This is a genomic window from Rhizobium sp. Root274 (assembly GCF_001429245.1).
In the GTDB taxonomy this organism is placed as follows: domain Bacteria; phylum Pseudomonadota; class Alphaproteobacteria; order Rhizobiales; family Rhizobiaceae; genus Allorhizobium.
The window spans coordinates 967,938-988,577 of the sequence record NZ_LMJE01000007.1; the positions used below are offsets into that span (position 1 = coordinate 967,938).

A 20,640-nucleotide genomic window follows, 5' to 3' on the forward strand; every position below is an offset into this window, starting at 1 on the left:
CAATGTGAGCCCTGCCGGCTTTCGCAGCCGCAACAGGAACGGTAAGGTCTCCAACGATTCCATGCGGATAGGGGGATGGAGCCGCGTGCCGAATTCAGCACCAGCGACGATCGAAGACGTGGCACGCATCGCGGAAGTGTCGATCGCGACGGTGAGCCGTGCCATCCACACGCCCGACAAGGTCGCCAAGACCACGCGCCAGCGCGTCAATCAGGCGATTGCGATCACCGGCTACACGACCAATGCCATGGCGCGCTCGTTGCGCATGGGCCGGTCGAACATGATCCTGATTCTTGCGCCGGATATCGGAGACCCGAATTTTTCCTCGACGCTGATCGGTCTCGAAAATGAAGCGCGTGCTCATGGTTACGGCGTCCTGATCGGACACACCCAGAACGATCCGGAGCGAGGCCTCGAATACCTGAAATTCCTAAGTTCCGGCCAGGCGACAGGGCTCGTGCTGTTCACCGGCCATGAACCCTTCGGCCACCAGGTACTGGGCCAGCGCCTGCCGCCCTCGGTTGCCGTCTTCGAACCGGTCTTCGGCTCGAAAATCTCTTATGTCGGCGTCGACGACGTAGCCGGTGCAAGAAAGGCCGCCGAACACCTGCTGTCCTCCGGCCACCGCTCCATCGCCTTCATCGGTGACAGCAAGACAAGGCTTGGCCACCAGCGCCGCCGCCAGGGTTTTGACAAGGCGCTCGATGCCGCCCGCATCCCACCCAATCAGCGCTTTGTCCTGGAAGGCGAAGGCACGATCGAAAGCGGCCGCCTAGCCGTCGAGCAACTCTTCATGCGCGACCAGCTGCCGACCGCCTTCATGTGCGTCAACGACGCCACCGCCGTCGGCGTCATCAACGGCCTGACTGCCCGCGGCTATGACCTGCCGCACGACTTCTCCGTCATCGGCTTCGACGACGTGCCCCAGGCGACCTATCTGAACCCGGCACTCACCACCATCCGCCAGCCTCGTACGGCCATCGGTCGCCAGGCGATGGCGCTGCTGATCAAATCCCTCTCCGAGCGCCCGACCGAACGCGAGGAGATCCTGCTGATGCCGGATCTTATCGTCAGAGGGTCGGTCACGGGACCGGCAAAGCGGTAGGTCCCCATCCCGTGTTCCACTTCAGTGGACCCATCTTGCCTGTGGACCGTTGACCAGGATCCCACTGTCCTGCCAAATCAGGCGCCCCACCCGGCCCTGACAATCGGAATCCCCCCATGAGTGTCGCCTTCACCAAGGAAGAGAGTTCGGAAACAGCCGCGGAGCTTCACCTCCCGGATCGCCCGATCTCGGCCCATCCGAACCTGGTGACGGCGGAAGGCTTGAAGCGTCTCGAAGCCCAGGCGGAGGAAGCCCGCGCCGCCTATCTCGCTGCCCAGGCGGTCGAGGACATCAACGAGCGCCGCCGTCAGTCGGCCGTGCCCTATCGTGATCTCAAATACCTGACCGAGCGACTGCGTACCGCGCAGGTCATTCCCGCACCGGAGAGCAGCGCTGTGGTCGCCTTCGGCAGCCGGGTCACCTTCGAGCGCGACGACGGCCGCGTGCAGACCTACCGTATTGTCGGAGAAGACGAGGCAGATCCGAAGACCGGCTCCATTTCCTTCGTCTCGCCGGTGGCCAGCCGCCTGATGGGCAAGGCGGTCGGCGATGTGGTGAACGTCGGCGACCAGGAATTGGAGATCACGGCCATCGGCTGACGGTCAGCGCCGCCGCCATACTCGATGCCTGCGACGGACGTCGCAAATCCGCAAACGTCGTCATCCTCGGGCTTGTCCCGAGAATCTACTGCCGCCCACCGAAAACTCGACGGCAGAGGGACGAGGATACCCCCACACATCCGGAAAGAGCCCAATCCGCAGCGAACTTCGGCAGATCCTCGGGACGAGCCCAAGGATAACGATCATTCGTCAACGGCCAGTTCGATGCGGCGCCCATATCCGAACTGGAAGGCTCACTCGACAACCCCGATCCCGTCGAGCTCCGCCATGACCTCTGCGGAAAGATCTACATCGGCAGCCGCCAGGTTTTCACGCAGGTGACCCCGAGACGACGTGCCGGGGATCAGCAGGATATTCGGCGACCTCTTCAAAAGCCAGGCGAGTGCCACCTGCATCGGCGTGAGCTCCAGCCGCGCCGCGACCGCCGAGAGTGTGGAGGACTGGAGCGGCGAGAACCCACCGAGCGGGAAGAAAGGCACATAAGCCGTACCGTCCGCTGCCAATTGGTCGATCAGCGCATCATCGCCGCGATGCGCGAGGTTGTACTGGTTCTGCACGCAGACGATCTCGGTGATCTCACGGCCATCCGCCACCTGCTTCGCCGTCACATTCGAAAGACCGATATGCCGGATCAGCCCCTGGCGCTGCAAATCGGCGAGCACAGTCAACGGCTCTTCGAGATCGCCTTCTGCCGGGCCGTGCACGTCGAACATGGCGCGCAGGTTGACGACATCGAGCACGTCAAGCCCAAGGTTCCGAAGATTGTCATGCACGGCAGCGGTCAGCGCTTCGCGCGAAAAGGCGGGGTTCCAGGACGCGTCTGGCCCGCGCGACGCCCCGACCTTGGTGACGATGACGAGGTCGTCGGCGTATGGGTGGAGCGCTTCGCGAATGATCTGATTTGTCACATGTGGGCCATAGAAGTCGCTGGTGTCGATGTGATTGACGCCCGTTTCCACGGCCTCGCGCAGCACGGCAACTGCCTCCGCTCTATCGCGTGGCGGACCGAAGACGCCGGTGCCCGCAAGCTGCATCGCGCCATAGCCAAGCCGCTTGACGCTGCGCTGTCCCAGATGATGACGTCCTGTGTTTTCAAGATTGGTCATGATGATATCTCCTTTTCTCTGCTGTCTCCTATGTACCGCAGGCCCACTTCTGCGATAATGGCACACAATCCGGACGGGTCGTCCGCTAAACCGTACAATGATCGGGAGACCACATGTCCGAATTGCCGGAAATGAGCGATGTCAGCGCCTTTCTCGCTGTCGCAAGGGCCGGCGGTTTTCGCGAGGCCGCACGGCTCGGCAACAGCAGCGCGTCAGCCCTCAGCGATGCGGTGCGGCGCCTCGAGGCACAGCTCGGCGTTCGCCTGTTGAACCGCACCACACGGGCCGTGGTGCCGACCGATGCGGGGCGCGGACTGATGGACCGCATCGGGCCTGCCCTCGGCGAGATCGGTGCCGCACTTGAACATGTCAGGAGCTTCGATGGCCGAGCCGCCGGCACGCTCCGGCTCAATGTGCCCGCGAGTGCCGCGAGGCTGGTGCTGCCGGCACTGGTTCCAGGTTTCCTCGCCGCCTATCCCGATATCCGCCTAGAAATCGACTCCGACGAGAGCCTGATCGACGTGATCGCCGCGGGATACGATGCGGGCATTCGCTATGACGAACGCCTGGCGCAGGACATGATCGCTGTGCCGATCGGTCCCCGCCTGCAGCGTTACGGCCTCGCCGCGTCGCCTGCCTATCTCGAAGCCCGAGGTCATCCGCAGCATCCCCGCGACCTGCTCGCCCATAACTGTATCCGCAGCCGCTTCGCCGGCCGCCCCGTCATGGCCTGGGAATTCGAAAAGGATGACGAGACCGTCGTCGTCGAGCCCAAGGGGCAGCTGATCGTGCAGGCGGGAGACGCAAGCGAACTTGGCATCCGGGCTGCCATTTCCGGTGCCGGCATCTTCGCTCTGTTCGAAGACTGGCTGAAACCGCATTTCGACAGCGGCGACCTGCTGCCGGTGCTCGAACACTGGTGGGTGAGCTTCTCCGGCCCCTTCCTCTACTACCCGGAACGCCGCCTGATGCCGGCGCCGCTGCGCGCTTTCGTCGATTACATCAAGAGCAACCGCCCAGGCTGATCCGCCAATCCCGCCCACGGAAAAGGCCGGGACGCTTTCGCGCCCCGGCCCCAGTCACACTCGAGACCCTAAGATCAAACGTAACGGTTGACCACGTTTTCCAGGAGTTCCTGCTTGCCGGAAACCGGCTTCGGGTTGACGTTCTGGCTCTCGACGCGAGCAGCGATCGCATCGAGGCTTTCCTCGCCGCGTAGCATCTTCTGGTTCCCGGCCTTGTCCCAGCCGGCGTAACGCTGGTTGAGCGGGCCGGAGAGCGCTTTATCCTCGATCATCTTGGCGGCAGCCTTCAGGCCACGGGCGCAGCAATCCATGCCCCCGATATGGCCGATCAGCAGGTCTTCGGCGTCGAGCGACTGGCGGCGCAGCTTGGCGTCGAAATTGGTGCCACCGGTGGTGAAGCCGCCGCCGGCGAGAACCTGGTAATAGGCCAGCGCCATTTCCGGAACATTGTTCGGGAACTGGTCGGTATCCCAGCCGGACTGGTAGTCATTGCGGTTCATGTCGATAGAACCGAAGATCCCCAGTGCGTTTGCAAGCGCCAGCTCGTGCTCGAAGGAATGGCCGGCGAGGATTGCATGGCCCTGCTCGATGTTCACCTTCACTTCGTTTTCGAGGCCGTAACGCTTCAGGAAGCCGTAAACGGTCGCGACGTCGTAGTCGTACTGGTGCTTCGACGGCTCCTGCGGCTTCGGCTCGATCAGGATCGCGCCCTTGAAGCCGATCTTGTGCTTGTATTCGACCACGAGGTTGAGGAAGCGGCCCATCTGGTCGAGCTCGCGTCCAAGGTCGGTGTTGAGCAGCGTCTCATAACCTTCACGGCCGCCCCACAGAACATAGTTCTCGCCGCCGAGCTTCAGGGTGGCGTCCATGCAGGTCTTTACGGTCGCAGCGGCAAAGGCGAAGACATCCGGATCCGGATTTGTAGCAGCGCCCGACATGTAGCGGCGATGTGAAAACATGTTCGCCGTGCCCCAAAGCAGCTTGACGCCGGTCTCTTCCTGCTTCTTCGCGAAGTAGTCGACAATCTCGTTGAGGTTCTTCGTGTTCTCGGCAAAGCTGTTGCCTTCCGGGCGAACGTCAGCATCGTGGAAGCAGTAATACGGCGTTCCCAGCAGCTGGAAGAATTCGAAAGCGACATCCGCCTTCAGCTTCGCCGCGTCCATCGTGTCCTTGAACCAGGGACGCTCGAACGTATTACCGCCGAACGGGTCGGTGCCCGGCCAGACGAAGGTGTGCCAATAGGCGACCGCGAAGCGCAGATGGTCTTCCATGCGCTTGCCAAGGACGACTTCGTCCGGGTTGTAGTGGCGGAAGGCCAGCGGATTGGTGCTGCCTTCGCCCTCATATTTGATCTTCTGGATATTGCCGAAAAAGCCTGTGCTCATGGGTAGTCCTCCTTGGTGTGTTTGTCTTGCAGCCTCCCCTTGAGGGGAGGGTCGGACCGTTAGGTTCGGGTGGGGTCATCGCACCGGGTGAGGTCCCCCCTCACCCTGCCCTCTCCCCGCTGGGGAGAGGAGAATGTTGGCGCGTGCCGCTTGTCTCTTCTCCCCAGCGGGGAGAAGGTGCCGGCAGGCGGATGAGGGGGCGTCAGCTGCCGAGGGAATGGATCGCCGGATAAAGCGCCCGGTAACGACCGTAAGCCGTCTCATATGCAGAGCTGAGTGCCTTGACCGGCTCCACCGTCTCCGCCGTGGCAGGCGCGGTGCAAACAGACAGCGGATCAGCGTCCGTCGCTGCGATCAGCCCGAGACGGGCAGCGCCGAAGGCTGCGCCGAAATCGCCGTCGGCGGGAATATCCACCGGCATGTCGAGCGCCGTGGCGATCGAAGACAGCCAGTAGCGTGAGCGCGAACCGCCGCCGATCGCGGTGACGCGCGAGATTTTCGTGCCCGCCGATCTCAGCGCCTCCAGGCTGTTACGAATGGCGAAGGTCACGCCTTCCAGCACCGCCTGTGTCAGCACCGCCCGATCGCTCTCATGACCAAGCCCGATAAAGGCGCCCCGGATTTTTGCATCATTATGCGGCGTGCGCTCGCCGGAGAGATAGGGCAGGAAGGTGACGCCGGTGGGCGCCTTCAAGGCATCGCCGAGTTCGGCGGTGAGGTCGCCGGCCGACTTGCCGGTGACGCTCGAATGCCAGTTGAGAGCATCGGTCGCAGACAGGATGACGCCCATCTGGTGCCAGGTGTTCGGCAATGCATGGCAGAACGCATGAACGGCGCTTTCCGGCTTCGGCAAATAGGAGCCGTTGGCGGCAAAGAGTACGCCGGATGTCCCGAGCGAGACGAAGGCCTGGCCTTCGGCGACCGTGCCCATGCCGCAGGCGGACGCCGCGTTGTCCCCTGCCCCGCCGGCGACGACGACGTCAGCGCCCAGACCCCATTTGGCCGCGAGCTCGGCGCGCAGTGTGCCGGCGCGATCCGTACCTTCGACGAGCCCCGGCATCTGTTCGACGGTCAGCCCGGTCGCCTCCAGCAGTTCCGTAGACCAGGCCCGCTTGCCGGTGTCGAGCCAGCTGGTGCCGGCGGAGTCGGACATGTCGGAAAGGTATTCGCCCGTCAGCAGCAGGCGCAGGTAATCCTTCGGCAACAACACCTTGGCGACCTTGGCGAAGGTCTCGGGCTCGTTGTTCTTCACCCAGGCGAGTTTCGGCGCCGTGAAGCCGGGAAACACGATATTGCCCGTCAGCGCCCGAAAGCGCGGGTCTGCATCGAGGCTGGCTGCTTCCGCATGGCTGCGCGTGTCGTTCCAGAGAATGCAAGGGCGAAGCACACGATCTTTGGCATCGATGAGCGTCGCACCATGCATATGGCCGGAAAGGCCAATGCCCTTCACGGCGGCAAGCTCCTTCGGATGCGCAGCCTTGAGGGCAGCGATCGCCTCCTCCGTTGCCCGCAGCCAGTCGCCCGGGGCCTGCTCCGACCAGCCGGGATGCGGCCGCTGCACGGTCAGTGCCGCGTGGCCGACGCCGATCACTTTCTGATCGCCGTCGATCAGCATCGCCTTCACGCTCGACGTGCCGAGATCCAGTCCGAGATACATGGATAACCTCCCATTGCTCTGCCTCTCAGGGCAGATTGTCCTTCAAGAATATGTCGATACGAATGCGTTCCTGGGCTGCGACGACTGGAAGTCCGTCAGCCTTGGCTTTCAGTACGCGAATGGCGCTACGCACCTCGTGACCCGCATCCTGGTTGAGCACGGCATCGATCAGCCCGGATTGCAACGCGCCGCGCGTGGTCTCGGTCAGCTCATGCGCGATGACGACCGGTCGCCGTTCCGCCGGCAGTCGCTCAAGAGCCTTGACCAGACCGCGATTACCGGCGCCGAGACTGTAGAGGCCCACAATATCGCGGCGTTCGGAAAACATCGCCGTGACAAGCTTTTCGACCACGGTCGGATCGTCTCGCCCCTCAAGCACCGGCAATTGCATGAAACCGGCAAAATCCGATGCCATGGTGGCGGAGAATGCTTCGAAACGCTCGCGGTGGTCGCGCACCAACATGGAACCAGCGAGAACGGCGACCGCCCCGTCCCGTCCGCTGAGAAAGCGGCCGATGAGGCTGGCAGCGGTCCGGCCAGCGGCCGCATTGTCGATACCGGCATAATGATCGCGAGCGGCTCCGGTGAGGTCAGAAACGAGAGTTACCAGTGGAATTCCTGCTCCAAGCACGCGCTCGGCTGCGGCCATGACCTCGGGCGCGTCGACGGCGACAAAGGCGATACCGGCCGGCGCTTCGGCTGCCGCCGCATCCAGCGCCTGCGCCAGCGCCAGCGGGTCGAATGCCGGAACGTCGACAACGCGTACGGCAATCCGCTCGACCGCAGCCCTGCCCATTGCCTCATCGAGCGCCACCCGCAAGCCGCGCATGAAGGAATTGTCATTGGAGGGAATGAGGAAGGTCAGCGGATAGACCCGCCCCTTGGCGAGGTTTGCTGCTGCGACGTCGCGAACGAAACCGAGTGCGTGTACCGCTTGGACCACTTTTTCACGTGTCCGCGCGCTGACCCCCGGACGCCGGTTCAGGACCCGGTCGACGGTGGCAAGGCTGACGCCCGCATGGCTCGCGATGTCATGGACAGTCGGCTTCATTCTCTCCTCCGGCGCCTGTCCTACACGAGGTAATGAGGTACGTAAATCAGAAATTGATGTACGTACCTCTCTTTTCGACGAAAAAATGGCCGCCTCCGGAAGGAGACGGCCAAGCTTGGAGATCACATTGAAAAGAGTATACCCGCCAACTTGTGCCGGCATTGCAGCGGCATCAATGGCCGGCGCCCGCAGGAGCAGCCGCCTTTGGCTTCTTGAGCAGCAGGACCATGAAGATCAGCGAGGTGAACAGGACCGTCAGGCCCATGAACACATCCATGAACGACAACAGCGTCGCCTGCTGGGTTGCGACACCGGACAATTTCTTGATCGCCACGGCCGAACCATCGAGCCCATAGCTGTCGTAATTGGCGCCGACCGAGGACAGCCAGTCGAGCGCGGCCCGGTTGCCCCAGTTCAGTTGTTCCGAGAGGCGCGCATAGTGATCATCCGACCGCTGCGTCAGCATGGTATTGATGATGGCAAGCCCCACGGCACCGCCGAGGTTTCGGGTCAGATTGAACAGACCGGAGGCATTCTTCATACGCTCAGGTGGCAGAGTGCCGAGCGCCAGGTTGTTGATCGGCACCATGCAGATCATCAAGGAGCAGCCACGCAGGATCTGCGGGATCAGCAGTTCCTTGAAATCCCAGTCGGAGGTGAGCCCGGTCATAAGATAGGTCCCGAGCGCGAAGCCGGCAAAACCGGCCATCATCATCACACGCGGATCGAGCTTGCTCGACAGGATGCCGGCTATCGGCGCCGTAAAAAACATTGCTGCGCCGGAGACGAACATCGTCTCGCCGATCATCATGGAATCGTAGCCTCTGATGCGCCCGAGATAGAGCGGATAGAGATATGTCAGGCCATAGAGCCCGACGCCCATGACGAAGGAGAACAAGGAACCAAAGGCAAAGTTGGCATTGGAAAACGCCCTCAAGTCGACCACTGGCAGCTCTGCCACGAAGACACGCCTGAAGAAGATGACAGCACCGATCGTCATGGCGACCGTGGTAATGACGATGTGCTGGTCGTTGAACCAGTCGTTCTTGTTGCCCTCTTCGAGCACATATTCGAGGGAGCCGAGAAAGACTGCCATCGAGGCAAGACCGGTCCAGTCGAAGATCTTGAAGAGCTTGAGATCCGGCTTGTCGAAATCGATCAGGCTCCAGGTCGCAGCGGCGACCAGCATGCCCGGAATAACGTTGATCAGGAACAGCCAGTGCCACGACATGGCATGGCTGATGTAGCCACCGATGGTCGGCCCGATGGTCGGTGCGAGTGTGGCAACGAGGCCAACCATCGGCGAAACGATGTTACGCTTGGATGGCGGGAAAATGGTGAAGGCGGCCGCAAACACCGATGGGATCATGCCGCCCCCGATAAAGCCCTGAATGGCACGGTAGATGATCATCTGTTCGATATTGGTTGCCGTCGCACAAAGAGCGCTCGCGAGCGTGAAGCCGGTCGCGCACATGGTGAAGAGCACACGCGTCGACAGGATGCGCGCAAGCACCCCCGACAGCGGGATCATGATCACTTCGGCAATCAGATAGGAGGTCTGCACCCAGGCAACCTCATCCGAGCCGGCCCCGAGGCCGGCCTGGATTTCAGCGAGCGATGCCGAGACGATCTGGATGTCCAGGATCGACATGAACATGCCGAAGACCATGGCGAGGAAGGCGAAGAGACGCCTCGGATCCATACGCTCCTCGACGCTAACCTGGGGCCGCATCGCACCAGCCGAAGAAGTAACCGTGGCCATGGTGAGGCCCTTTCCGAGACGAAAACCGACCTGTGTTACTTGCTGGCGGCAACCGCCTGCGCATCAGGTGCGGTGCGGGTGTCGACATCGACGATGACGCTGAGACCGGCACGCAGATGGCCACCAGCCAGCGCATCTTTAGGCAGAGCAATCCGCACCGGCACGCGCTGAACCACCTTGGTGAAGTTGCCCGTCGCGTTTTCCGCCGGCAGCATCGAGAAGATTGCACCGGATGCCGGAGCAATCGAGGTCACAGTGCCCTCGAGCGGCTGCTCGCCATAGGCGTCGACGTGGATCGAGACTTTGGAACCAGGAATGAGATGCGCAATCTGCGTTTCCTTGAAATTCGCCTCGATATAGAGTTCGCTGGTCGGCACCAGGGCTGCCAGACGCTTGCCGGCTGACACCAGATCGCCGTCTTGGACCGCCAGATTGCCGACGATGCCGTCATACGGAGCCTTCAGCACGGTAAAGTCGAGGTCGCGCTGCGCCTTGTCGATCGCCAGATCCTGCAGCCGCACGGTCGAGAGCGCTTCGTCGCGCTGCGCCCTCAGCAAGCTGAGATTGGCCTCGGCGGAAGCCACCGCGGCTTCGCCGGCGATGAGATTGGCATTGGCCTGATCGAGGGCAACCTTGGCATTGTCGAGATCGGCGGTCGTGCCGACAGACTTGGCAGCCAGATCGGTCGCGCGCTTGGCGGTGATCTCGGCGCCCCGGACGGACGCCTGGAGAGCCCCGAGCTGCGCCTTGGCCTGCGCAATGCTCGCCTCCCCGCCGATGATCTGCGCATCGATGCGCTTGACGGCAAGTTCCGCACTGGTCTTGTTGGCCTGCGCCTGTTCCAGCGCAATCTGATAGTCGCCACCATCGAGCGTCACCAGCGGATCGCCGGCATGGACGAACTGGTTGCTGTCGACATTGACCTTCTCGACATAGCCCGAAATTTTCGGCGAGATGATCGCGATGTCACCTTCAATATAGGCGTCTTCGGTGGAAACAAGGAAACGCCCGTTCGTCCACCACTCGTAGCCATACCAGGCGCCGCCGCCGAGGATGGCGAGGAGCACCACGGGCAGGACCGGGCTGCGGCGTTTCTTTGCAGGGGCAGCCTGCTCTGCGGCCGGAGCCGACGAGATTGCGGCAGGCTGCTCGGCCACCGAAGGGGCACCTGGTTCAAGCCTGGTCTCGGACGTATCTTCATTCCGGTCGAGGGGACTGGAGCTGGAACGAAGGGCGGTGGATCTGTGCGTCGCGGACATGAGCAAGGGACCAGGGATTGGGTTGAGGCTCTCGAACTGAACCGTTCGGTTCGATTGACATATATCGTAATCTGACGCATATCAAGGGGCGTCGCTATGCCTTTTGAGCAGTCGAGCTGAGTTGCGTTAACATTCGGACAAATAATGTCGAAACAAAGCACCGAGCCGCAGATGTCACCGGATTACCTCGCCGAACCGACGGGCGGGATGGGTCGTTTTGCGGCAGGTGAAGACCCGATCAAGCGCAACCAGATCATGGACGGCGCCCACCGCGTGTTCATGAAGCTCGGCTACGACGCAGCCAGCATGAACGATGTCACCCGCGAGGCAGGCGTCTCGAAAGGCACAATCTATGTATATTTCCAGAGCAAGGAAGAGCTCTTCTCGGCGCTGATCCAGCGCGCCAAGGGGCGTTTCGTCGAAAGCATCCGCGATCTTCTGGCTCATCATCCAGATCCCGAAGAGGGCTTGCGCGCCTTCGGCCTCGCATTCGTCCGGCAGATTTTCGAATCCGAGATGATACCGGCCATGCGTATTCTGCTCGGCGTGGTCGACCGGATGCCCACACTCTGTCAGAATTTCTTCGCCTCGTCGCCCAGCAATGCCCGTACCGTTCTGAAGCACTACCTCGATGGCCATGTCGAAGCCGGCTATTTCGAGATTGAAGACACCACACTCGCTGCCATGCAGTATATTGAGCTGGCAACGGGCGCCTTCATGAAGGGTCGCCTGTTCAACGAGATCACGAAGCAGCCCTCGGACGAGGATGTAGAGCGCGTCGTCAACAGCGGTCTTGCTGTATTTATGGCCGCCTACAGGCGCAGGCCAACGGCTAAATCACACTCCGCGTAAGCGCGACTGCGGTCTGCGACCTTGCCAACTGCGATGTTTTGCCCCACATCCTGCGTCGCTGACCCTCGCGCACGGAAAACTAAAACATGCAGGACTATCTTCCGCTTCTTCAGGACCCGACCGCTTGGATCGCCCTGGTGACCCTCGTGATCATGGAGGTGGTGCTCGGCATCGACAACCTGATCTTCATCTCGATCCTGACCAACAAGCTTCCGGAAGAAATGCGCGAACGCGCTCGCCGCATCGGAATCGGTCTGGCCCTTGTCATGCGTCTCGCTTTGCTCGGCACCGTCGCCTGGATCGTCCAGCTCACAACACCGATCTTCGAGCTCTTCGGCCACGGCTTCTCCTGGAAGGATCTGATCCTGATCGCCGGTGGCCTCTTCCTCGTCTGGAAGGCCACGAAGGAAATCCACCACAGCGTCGATCCCGTCGATCAGGAAGAGGATTTCATTGCCTCCTCCGCAACGACGACCTTCGCCAGCGCCATTGGCCAGATCCTCCTCCTCGATCTCGTCTTCTCGATCGACAGCATCATCACCGCCGTCGGCATGACCCCACATCTGCCGATCATGGTGATCGCCGTCATTGCCGCTGTGACCGTCATGCTGGTGGCAGCGACACCGCTTGCCAACTTCATCGCCAAGAACCCGACCGTCGTCATGCTGGCCCTCGGCTTCCTGCTGATGATCGGCACGACGCTCATTGCCGAAGGCATGGGCTTCCACGTGCCCAAGGGCTACATCTATGCGGCCATGGCTTTCTCGGCGCTCGTCGAGGTGCTGAACATGTTTGCCAGACGCAAACGGGCCGCAAGCCGCAAGGACAAGTCGACGGTCCACTGAGCGGCCTAGCACTAGGACCCTCCGCCCCTCGCTTGACTGACAAAAGCGTCGGGCGGAGACTGGTTTTTAGAAGGAACCGATCGCCCCGCCGGCGATTGCACTGCATGATATCCCAGAACCGCATGCCGGCCGGAGCCCCATGACATACGAGCAAATTCTTGCCTTCGGCCTGATCGCCGTGATGATGGCGGCCTTCCTCTGGGAAAAGTTCCGTTACGATGTCGTTGCCTGCGTCGCCCTTGTTGCCGCAGTCACCCTCGGCTTGATGCCGGCCAAAGAGGCCTTTTCCGGCTTTTCCGACGACCTCGTGATCATCGTCGGCAGCGCGCTTGTGGTCAGTGCCGGCGTCGCACGCTCAGGTGTGGTCGACCTCGCGATTAAGCGCTTCTTTCCAGCGCTCTCTTCGCTGCACGGACAGATGCTCCTTCTGTTGATCACCGTGACCATCCTCTCGGCCTTTATCAAGAATATCGGCGCGCTTGCCATCATGATGCCGGTCGCCTTCCAGTTCGCCCGCCGCTCGAACGTACCCCCGTCGGTGTTTCTCATGCCGATGGCGTTTTCGTCCCTGCTGGGCGGCCTGATGACGCAGATCGGCACGTCGCCCAACATCGCCGTCTCGCGCCTGCGCCAGGAGCTGACGGGCGAGCCTTTCACGATGTTCGACTTCACCCCCGTTGGTGCAACGCTCGCCCTGGCCGGCATCCTCTTCCTCATCTTCTTCTACTGGCTCGTGCCACGCCGGGAAAATCAGAACCCTTCGCTGCAGGAGGCTCTCGAAGCCTCGAGTTTCGCAACCGAGGCCCATGTGCCGCCGCAATCGCCCTTCGTGCTAAAGACCCTCAATGATCTTCTGAAGACAGCCCAGGGTGAAGTCACCGCGACAGCGTTGCTGCGCGGCCAGACGCGCCTATCACCCTTCCCGGACATTCTCCTGCATGCCGAAGATATCATCCTGTTGGAGGGCCCATCTGATGCGCTGGACAGGATCGTCTCGCAGGCCGGCCTCACTCTGGCCGGCCACGAAAAGCCTGACGCCAAGCGCGGGGACCTCTCGTCGATCGAGGCCGTAATCGGGCGAGGCTCGCCCTTGATTGGCGAAAAGGCGAAGGAACTCGCCCTCGTGCACACCTACGGCGTAAACCTTCTGGCTGTCAGCCGGCAGGGCAAGCGCATCCGCGAGCGGCTGGGTGAACTGACCCTACGCTCTGGCGACGTCGTGCTGCTACAGGGCCTGCGCCAGCAAATGCCGTCGATCCTGACTGAACTCGGGTGCCTGCCGCTCGCTGAACGCGAAATCCTGCTCGGCACGAGCCGCAATGTGCTCATTCCGCTGGCAATCCTCGTCGTTGCCATGGGGGCGACTGCACTCGGCATCGCCCCGGTCGCCATGGCCTTCTTTACCGCAGCGCTCGCCATGGTGGCCTTCGGCGTCATTCCCGTCAGCGAAGTCTACCGTGCAGTCGACGGGCCGATCCTCGTGATGCTTGCGGCTCTAATCCCGGTCGCCGACACGCTGCGAACCTCGGGTGGCAGCGACGTCATCGCCGGCTGGCTGAATGCGGCGGCGGGTGGCATGCCAGCCTGGGGTGCCGTCGCGATGATCCTCGTGACCGCGATGGCGGTCACTCCCTTCCTCAACAACGCCGCCACCGTGCTGGTGATGGCGCCGATCGCAGCAAGCTTCGCCAACGGCCTCGGTTACAAGCCGGAAGCTTTTCTGATGGCGGTTGCCATCGGCGCAGGCTGCGACTTCCTCACGCCGATCGGTCACCAGTGCAACACCCTCGTCATGGGCCCGGGTGGCTACAAATTCTCCGATTATCCTCGTCTGGGCTTGCCGCTGTCGTTTCTGATCATCCTGGTCTCGGTGCCGGCGCTGCTGATGGTTTGGCCAGTGACGTAAGGAACTGAGGAGAAAAAACGCGCAAAGAAAAACCTGCGTCGGCGGGACGCAGGTTTTCCTTGGGGCGGGGACTTGGGGGACGAGCGCAGGCCGGACGGTTAAGGGGCTCGCCTGCCATTTCGTTGGCCACGGAAAGAAACCGGAAAAACTTCCGTGTTCCCCATATCCCGTCGCGTCCGGTTGGCACGGCCTGCGCTCTGTCATAATAACGCCGAGCCCGCCTTCGGGTTCCGGGCCATCGAACATTTTTTTGAAGTTTTTTTTGGGTCCCTCCCGCAGGGCGGCAAAATCCGTGGTTTTTCTTGACGCAAGGGCCTGAATATGGCCTAAGGCCAGCCGGTGGAACCGGCTTGCGCAGGCAGGCTTCCTCGCCTGTTTCCGGTGAGCCGCCACACTGATTTCGCACATTGTCCCGATCCGGCGCTTGTTGCCCGATCACCCGCACGCACCACGAGCTTTATCCATGACCAAGTCCGGCGTCCGCGTCCGCATCGCACCCTCCCCGACCGGCGAGCCCCATGTCGGCACCGCCTACATCGCGCTGTTCAACTATCTCTTCGCGAAGAAATTCGACGGCGAGTTCATCCTGCGCATCGAGGACACCGACGCAACGCGCTCGACCGCCGAGTTCGAGCAGAAAGTGCTAGACGCGCTGAAATGGACCGGCCTCACCTGGTCGGAAGGTCCTGACGTCGGCGGCCCCTACGGCCCCTACCGCCAGTCCGAGCGCAAGGATCTCTATCGCCCCTACGTCGACAAGATGCTTGCCAATGGCGGCGCCTTCCGCTGTTTCTGCACGCCCGAGCGACTGGAGAGCATGCGCGAAGCCCAGCGCGCTGCCGGCAAGCCGCCTGGTTATGACGGCCTCTGCCTGCACATAAAGGCGGAGGAAGTGACCGCCCGCGTTGAAGCCGGCGAGCCCCATGTTGTGCGCCTCAAGGTCCCGACCGAGGGCTCTTGCGATTTCCACGACGGCGTCTATGGCGATGTCTCAATCCCCTGGGAAAGCGTCGACATGCAGGTCCTGCTCAAGGGCGACGGCATGCCGACCTATCACATGGCAAACGTCGTCGACGACCACATGATGAAGATCACCCACGTCGCCCGCGGCGAGGAGTGGCTGGCCTCGGTGCCGAAGCACATCCTGATCTACCGCCATCTCGGTCTCGAGCCGCCGGTCTTCATGCATCTGTCGCTGATGCGCAATCACGACAAGTCGAAGCTGTCAAAACGCAAGAACCCGACCTCGATCTCCTACTACTCGGCCCTCGGCTACATGCCGGAAGCCCTGATGAACTTCCTCGGCCTGTTCTTCATCCAGATCGCCGAAGGCGAAGAACTGCTGACCATGGAAGAGCTGATCGCCAAGTTCGATCCTGACAACCTCTCCAAGGCCGGCGCGATCTTCGACATTCAGAAGCTCGACTGGCTGAACGGCCGCTGGCTGCGCGAAAAGCTGTCGCCGGAAGAGTTTGTTGCCCGCGTCCTCGACTGGTCAATGGAAAACGACCGTCTCGTCGAAGGCCTGAAGCTCGCGCAGAGCCGCGTCACCAAGCTCGGCGAACTGCCGCCGCTTGCCGGCTTCCTGCTCGCCAACGACGTTGGCCTGACACCCGCCTCCTTCGGCGGGTTGAAGACCAGCCCGGCGGAAACGCTCGAAATCGTCACCACCGTTCAGGCGGATCTCGAAAAGATCCTCGAATGGAACGTCACGACGATCGAGGAGGAACTCCGCGCGATCTCCGAGCGCATGGGCAAAAAGCTCCGCGTCGTCACCCCGCCCCTCTTCGTCGCCGTCTCCGGCAGCCAGCGTTCTCTGCCGCTGTTTGACTCGATGGCGCTGCTCGGCCGCTCGGTCGTGCGCCAGCGTTTGAAGGTTGCAATCCAGGTGCTGACCGCGATGGCGGGTGCCGCGAATTGAGGGAAAGCCCCTCCCCCTTGTGGGGAGGGGTTGGGGAGGGGTTTTTGCCCCGAGCAAGACGCCTCCCCTCCCCGTCGCTCCGCTCCGACCCTCCCCACAAGGGGGAGGGTTGACCGAGCCAGCCGCATCGGCGAACTGAAACGAACAAAGCCGTAGAAGGCAAACACACGATGACCGAACAGACACCCGAAACCGCCCTCTCCTCCGACCCGACGGAAGTCCGCCGCCAGAAGCTTGCCCTCCTGCGCGAACAGGTCGGCGACGTCTATCCGGCGCATTTCCACCGCACGATGACCAATGCGGAATTCGCCGAGAAATACGCAGGCCTGGAGCTGGACGAAACCTCTGAAGATATCATCACGGTCGCCGGTCGCGTCTATTCCTCGCGCAATTCCGGCATGTTCATGGACATCCATGATGCCTCGGGCAAGATCCAGATCTTTTCCCACAAGGACACGACCCCGGAAGAAGCCCGCGCGCTGCTGCCGATGATCGACCTTGGCGACATCATCGGCGTCAAGGGCCAGGTCCGCCGCACCAAGCGCGGCGAACTCACCATCAACGCCCATGAAATCACCATGCTGACCAAGACGCTTCTGCCCATGCCGGAGAAGTATCATGGCCTCTCGGACATCGAGCTGCGCTACCGCAAGCGCCATCTCGACATTCTGACCAACGAGGATTCCAAGCTCCGCTTCCTGCAGCGCTCGAAGATCATCTCCGGGCTTCGCCGTTTCATGGAAGGCGAAGGCTTCCTCGAGGTCGAAACCCCGATGCTGCAGACGGTCTATGGCGGCGCCACCGCCGACCCGTTCAAGACCTTCCACAACACGCTGAAGATGGACATGTATCTGCGCATCGCGCCGGAATTGTTCCTCAAGCGCACGCTGGTCTCGGGCCTTGCCGACAAGGTGTTTGAGGTCAACCGCAACTTCCGCAACGAAGGTGTGTCGACCCGCCACAATCCCGAATTCACCATGATGGAATGCTACTGGGCCTATGCCGACTACGAGGACATCATGGGCCTGGTGGAACGCCTGTTCGAGACGCTCGCCGTCTCGATCCACGGCACGCCAGAGGTCACCTTCGGCGACAAGCAGATTTCCTTCAAGGGCCCGTTTAAGCGTGTGCCCATGCCCGATGCCGTCAAGGAAGCGACGGGCATCGATTTCCTTGCGATGAAGACCGACGAGGAAGCCCGCACCGCCGCCAAGGCTGCCGGCTTTGCCGTCGAGAAGGACTGGACCTGGGGCGAATGCCTCGCCTTCATCTTCGAGGAAAAGGTCGAGGGCACGCTGATCCAGCCGAGCCACGTCACCCACTTCCCGAAGGACATCTCGCCTTTCGCCAAGGAAGTCCCGGGCGAGCCACGCCTCGTCGAGCGTTTCGAGACCTATTGCAACGCCTGGGAAGTCGGCAACGCGTTTTCCGAGCTCAACGACCCGGAGGAGCAGCGCCGCCGCATGGTCGAGCAGCTCGAACAGGCCCATTCGCGCGGCGAAAAAGACAAGCAGCTGGACGACGAGTTCCTGGACGCGATCGACCAGGGCATGCCGCCCGCCGGCGGCCTCGGCATCGGCGTCGACCGCCTGATCATGCTTTTGACCAACGCCCCCTCGATCCGCGACATCATCCTCTTCCCGGCCCGCCGCAACAAGGCCGACTGAGCGATCGCGACTGAGATTTGACAGAATGGGACCTCCGGCACAGGCCGGAGGTCTTTTCGTTTCAGCTAGACCTTCGGCTCGACACCATAAGCGTCAAAGGCCGCCTGCATGCGCTCGGCCTCCGATCGCTCGGGAAAGAGCCGATAGCTTGGCGCCCAGATGCGAGAAACCTTTTCGATCTCGACCACGATCGCCGCCCGGATGGGAAAGTCTGGTCCGGCCATCCGAAGCAGCTCTGCTCCGACCTCGGCGAAACGCGGATTGTCGCGCTCGACCAGATGCGCGCGGCCCTCGACCTTGAAGCCACGCTGGCGAAAGATGTCGATGAAGCTGACGCAGACCTGCGGATTGACAGCAACATTGGCGACACTCACCGGCGAGGCGATATCGGCAATCAACAACTGGTCATCGCCAAGGGCGGCAAAGATTTCCTTCGGCGAAACATTGGGGCGGCCACCGGCATCCGCCGTCGCAAGCCAGCACAGGACGCTGCCTGCGATATCGACCCGAAGAGCCTTATTCATCAACGTCTTGGTCGTCTGCCCAGCCATAGCGCCCGCCTGTCCAATTGTTCCAGGCGCACGCTAGTCCATCCGGGCCGCATAATGCGACCCCCAAAATTCAAGGCATTGCGTCATCGCGCTGCGGACACACGGCTGCAAGACAAAGGTCGCTCAATGCCCGGCCTTGGCCTCTTCGGCAGGAATCACTTTCTTCGGCGGCAGTTTCGTTTCATCCTCGGCTGATGGCGTCGCACCTTCGACAGCATGGCCGGCATTCGCTTCTGGCGCTGCAGGCATATGATCTGTTGCAGCCCCATGCTCTTCCGATGCCGTCGCCGGCGCTGCGCCATCGCCGGCAGGTTCGATGGGCTGGGATCGCATCTTTTCGAGCCAGGCCGCACCATGGTCTTCACCGGACGCCGCCGGCGCCGCGGGTGTCTCCTCAGGGGCAGCTTCGCCTTCGCCGCTTGCGGCAGCCTCTTCCCCGCCCAATCCGACCATGCCCTTCAGCGATGAGAACCAGCCACCGCCCTCGGCCGGGGCCTCGGCAGCAGCCGGATCATGGGCCGGTGCTTCGGGGACCGCAGTATCATGACCATCGCCCGGCGCATCGGACGTCTCGACAGCCGGTGTCCCGGTTTCGTGTCTCACCGCCTCCTGCGCCGGTTCTTCCGTGACCGGCGCGTCTTGTCCGTCGGTAGAGCCGTGGCCCGTAGCATCGTGGCCATTGGCCTCCGTCGCATCCGAAGCCGGAGCATGTTCAGCACCGGCATCCCCATGGGCTGCGCTCTCGGCAGAATGATCCCCTTCCGGAGGGGTGGCGCTGTCCTCGGCTGGCGCCGCGTCACCCTCGCCGTGACCGGCAGCAACCGGATCGCCATGTCCCTCGGCAGGCGCGTCGCCATGACCCGCATCCGCTGCGCCATGCGCTTCGGCCGGCGCTTCGTCGCCGCCAAGCCCGACCATGCCCATCAGCGAGGCCATCCAGCCCTTGCTCTCTCCGCCGCCATGTTCGGCAACGGGTGTCTCGGCCCCATGCTCACCGGCCGGCGCTTCACCGTGGCCGTCCGCAGGTGCTTCGCCATGCCCCTCGGCCGGTGCTTCGCCATGACCATCAGCCGGCGCTTCACCATGGCCGCCACTTTCGCCGTGGCCTTCAGCCTTTTTGCCGTGAGCGTCCTTTTTGCTTTCACCATGCCCACCCTCGGCGCCTTCCGGCACCACGACTTCGGGCGTCACGCAATCGGTACTGTCATCGAGCTTTGCCAGAAGAGCCTGCACATCGGCTTCGGTCATATCGACCCGTTCGCCGAAATACTGTCCGTTCGCCGCCGCCAGCCCATCGGCATAGCGCGCGGTCAGGATCCGCGCCGGCGTTGCTTCCGGCACGCGAGACGGATCCGGAACATAGATGACATCGGCTCCGACGGCTCGGCCACGCATGTCGGCCCGGTCCTTGGGGCCATTGGTGTCGAGCACCACGACCTGAACGAGATCGGCTTTCTTCGCCGCCTGCACGGTTTTTGCCACGCGCAAAGCCGTCTTGATGCGCGTCAGCCCATCGCCGGGTTTGTCGGTGGTGACATATTTGCGGATCCAGTAGCGATCCTTCTTGCGGATTTCTACGACCTGCACTTCCGTGCATTCGAGGCCGTTCAACTCCGCATAGGAGGGACCGAGCAGCGTGTCGGCGCCGATATAGACGGCAGCCCCGCCAGTGCCGCCGCACAGGACGAGCACGCCGCCCACGATCAGCACGAGTTTTCGCGACAGGTGAAGCTTCGGCACCTTCACGCTTGCAACTCCGCCATCACACTACCCTCGATCTTTACGCAATACTGAGGTCGAGCATAGGCGAGGCTCCTTGCGGAACCTTTAATCGCCGCATCCCATTTCGCGACGACCTCTGAAGCTTTCCGGACATCCTCGCAGCATGTCTTTTTGCAAATGATTTGCAAAAGCATTGACAATGGAAA

Annotated in this window: 16 protein-coding genes; 8 read left to right on the forward strand and 8 right to left on the reverse strand. The window is 62.2% G+C overall.

What is annotated here, in order from left to right; translation table 11 throughout:
- Positions 1 to 85 precede the first annotated feature (85 nt).
- On the forward strand, positions 86 to 1,105 hold the full coding sequence (locus ASE36_RS13610; RefSeq protein WP_062280304.1) for a LacI family DNA-binding transcriptional regulator: 1,020 nt from the start codon (positions 86 to 88) through the stop codon (positions 1,103 to 1,105).
- Positions 1,106 to 1,221: 116 nt separating this feature from the next.
- Positions 1,222 to 1,704, forward strand: coding sequence for a transcription elongation factor GreA (gene greA / locus ASE36_RS13615; RefSeq protein ID WP_062280307.1), 483 nt, complete (start codon positions 1,222 to 1,224; stop codon positions 1,702 to 1,704).
- A 254-nt stretch (positions 1,705 to 1,958) separates the two neighbouring features.
- Here greA and ASE36_RS13620 read toward each other — a convergent pair whose 3' ends face one another.
- A complete protein-coding gene (locus tag ASE36_RS13620; RefSeq protein ID WP_062280310.1) occupies positions 1,959 to 2,831 on the reverse strand; it encodes an aldo/keto reductase family oxidoreductase in 873 nt (290 codons plus the stop codon).
- A gap of 113 nt (positions 2,832 to 2,944) precedes the next feature.
- Here ASE36_RS13620 and ASE36_RS13625 point away from each other — a divergent pair, with 113 nt between their 5' ends.
- Positions 2,945 to 3,856 (forward strand): LysR family transcriptional regulator, encoded by a 912-nt coding sequence (locus ASE36_RS13625; RefSeq protein WP_244474744.1) that lies wholly within the window; start codon positions 2,945 to 2,947, stop codon positions 3,854 to 3,856.
- A 74-nt stretch (positions 3,857 to 3,930) separates the two neighbouring features.
- Here the strand turns inward: ASE36_RS13625 and xylA are convergent, their stop codons facing one another.
- From xylA to ASE36_RS13650, 5 genes are all read right to left on the reverse strand, one after another.
- On the reverse strand, positions 3,931 to 5,241 hold the full coding sequence (gene xylA / locus ASE36_RS13630) for a xylose isomerase (RefSeq protein ID WP_062280313.1): 1,311 nt from the start codon (positions 5,239 to 5,241) through the stop codon (positions 3,931 to 3,933).
- Positions 5,242 to 5,443: 202 nt separating this feature from the next.
- Positions 5,444 to 6,898: a xylulokinase gene (xylB, locus tag ASE36_RS13635; protein WP_062280316.1), complete on the reverse strand. Its 1,455-nt coding sequence runs from the start codon at positions 6,896 to 6,898 to the stop codon at positions 5,444 to 5,446.
- Between the two features lie 25 nt (positions 6,899 to 6,923).
- On the reverse strand, positions 6,924 to 7,949 hold the full coding sequence (locus ASE36_RS13640; RefSeq protein ID WP_062280319.1) for a LacI family DNA-binding transcriptional regulator: 1,026 nt from the start codon (positions 7,947 to 7,949) through the stop codon (positions 6,924 to 6,926).
- Between the two features lie 172 nt (positions 7,950 to 8,121).
- Entirely contained in the window at positions 8,122 to 9,711 is a 1,590-nt protein-coding gene (locus ASE36_RS13645) for a DHA2 family efflux MFS transporter permease subunit (RefSeq protein ID WP_062280322.1), read from the reverse strand.
- A 35-nt stretch (positions 9,712 to 9,746) separates the two neighbouring features.
- Entirely contained in the window at positions 9,747 to 10,970 is a 1,224-nt protein-coding gene (locus ASE36_RS13650; protein WP_062280325.1) for an HlyD family secretion protein, read from the reverse strand.
- 144 nt (positions 10,971 to 11,114) lie between these two features.
- Between ASE36_RS13650 and ASE36_RS13655 the strand changes: the two genes are divergently transcribed.
- The 5 genes from ASE36_RS13655 (at position 11,115) to lysS (ending at position 18,161) form a co-directional block, all read left to right on the forward strand.
- Positions 11,115 to 11,822: a TetR/AcrR family transcriptional regulator gene (locus ASE36_RS13655; protein WP_156378647.1), complete on the forward strand. Its 708-nt coding sequence runs from the start codon at positions 11,115 to 11,117 to the stop codon at positions 11,820 to 11,822.
- A gap of 86 nt (positions 11,823 to 11,908) precedes the next feature.
- Positions 11,909 to 12,667: a TerC family protein gene (locus tag ASE36_RS13660; protein ID WP_062280328.1), complete on the forward strand. Its 759-nt coding sequence runs from the start codon at positions 11,909 to 11,911 to the stop codon at positions 12,665 to 12,667.
- Positions 12,668 to 12,806: 139 nt separating this feature from the next.
- The gene (locus ASE36_RS13665) at positions 12,807 to 14,573 is read left to right on the forward strand and encodes an SLC13 family permease (RefSeq protein WP_062280330.1); all 1,767 of its coding nucleotides are present in this window, start codon (positions 12,807 to 12,809) and stop codon (positions 14,571 to 14,573) included.
- Between the two features lie 463 nt (positions 14,574 to 15,036).
- Positions 15,037 to 16,494 (forward strand): glutamate--tRNA ligase, encoded by a 1,458-nt coding sequence (gltX, locus tag ASE36_RS13670; protein ID WP_062280333.1) that lies wholly within the window; start codon positions 15,037 to 15,039, stop codon positions 16,492 to 16,494.
- 170 nt (positions 16,495 to 16,664) lie between these two features.
- On the forward strand, positions 16,665 to 18,161 hold the full coding sequence (gene lysS / locus ASE36_RS13675; protein ID WP_062280336.1) for a lysine--tRNA ligase: 1,497 nt from the start codon (positions 16,665 to 16,667) through the stop codon (positions 18,159 to 18,161).
- A 65-nt stretch (positions 18,162 to 18,226) separates the two neighbouring features.
- Here the strand turns inward: lysS and ASE36_RS13680 are convergent, their stop codons facing one another.
- Positions 18,227 to 18,712, reverse strand: coding sequence for a pyridoxamine 5'-phosphate oxidase family protein (locus ASE36_RS13680; protein WP_200945172.1), 486 nt, complete (start codon positions 18,710 to 18,712; stop codon positions 18,227 to 18,229).
- A gap of 123 nt (positions 18,713 to 18,835) precedes the next feature.
- Positions 18,836 to 20,458, reverse strand: coding sequence for a hypothetical protein (locus tag ASE36_RS22610; protein ID WP_156378648.1), 1,623 nt, complete (start codon positions 20,456 to 20,458; stop codon positions 18,836 to 18,838).
- Positions 20,459 to 20,640: the final 182 nt, after the last annotated feature.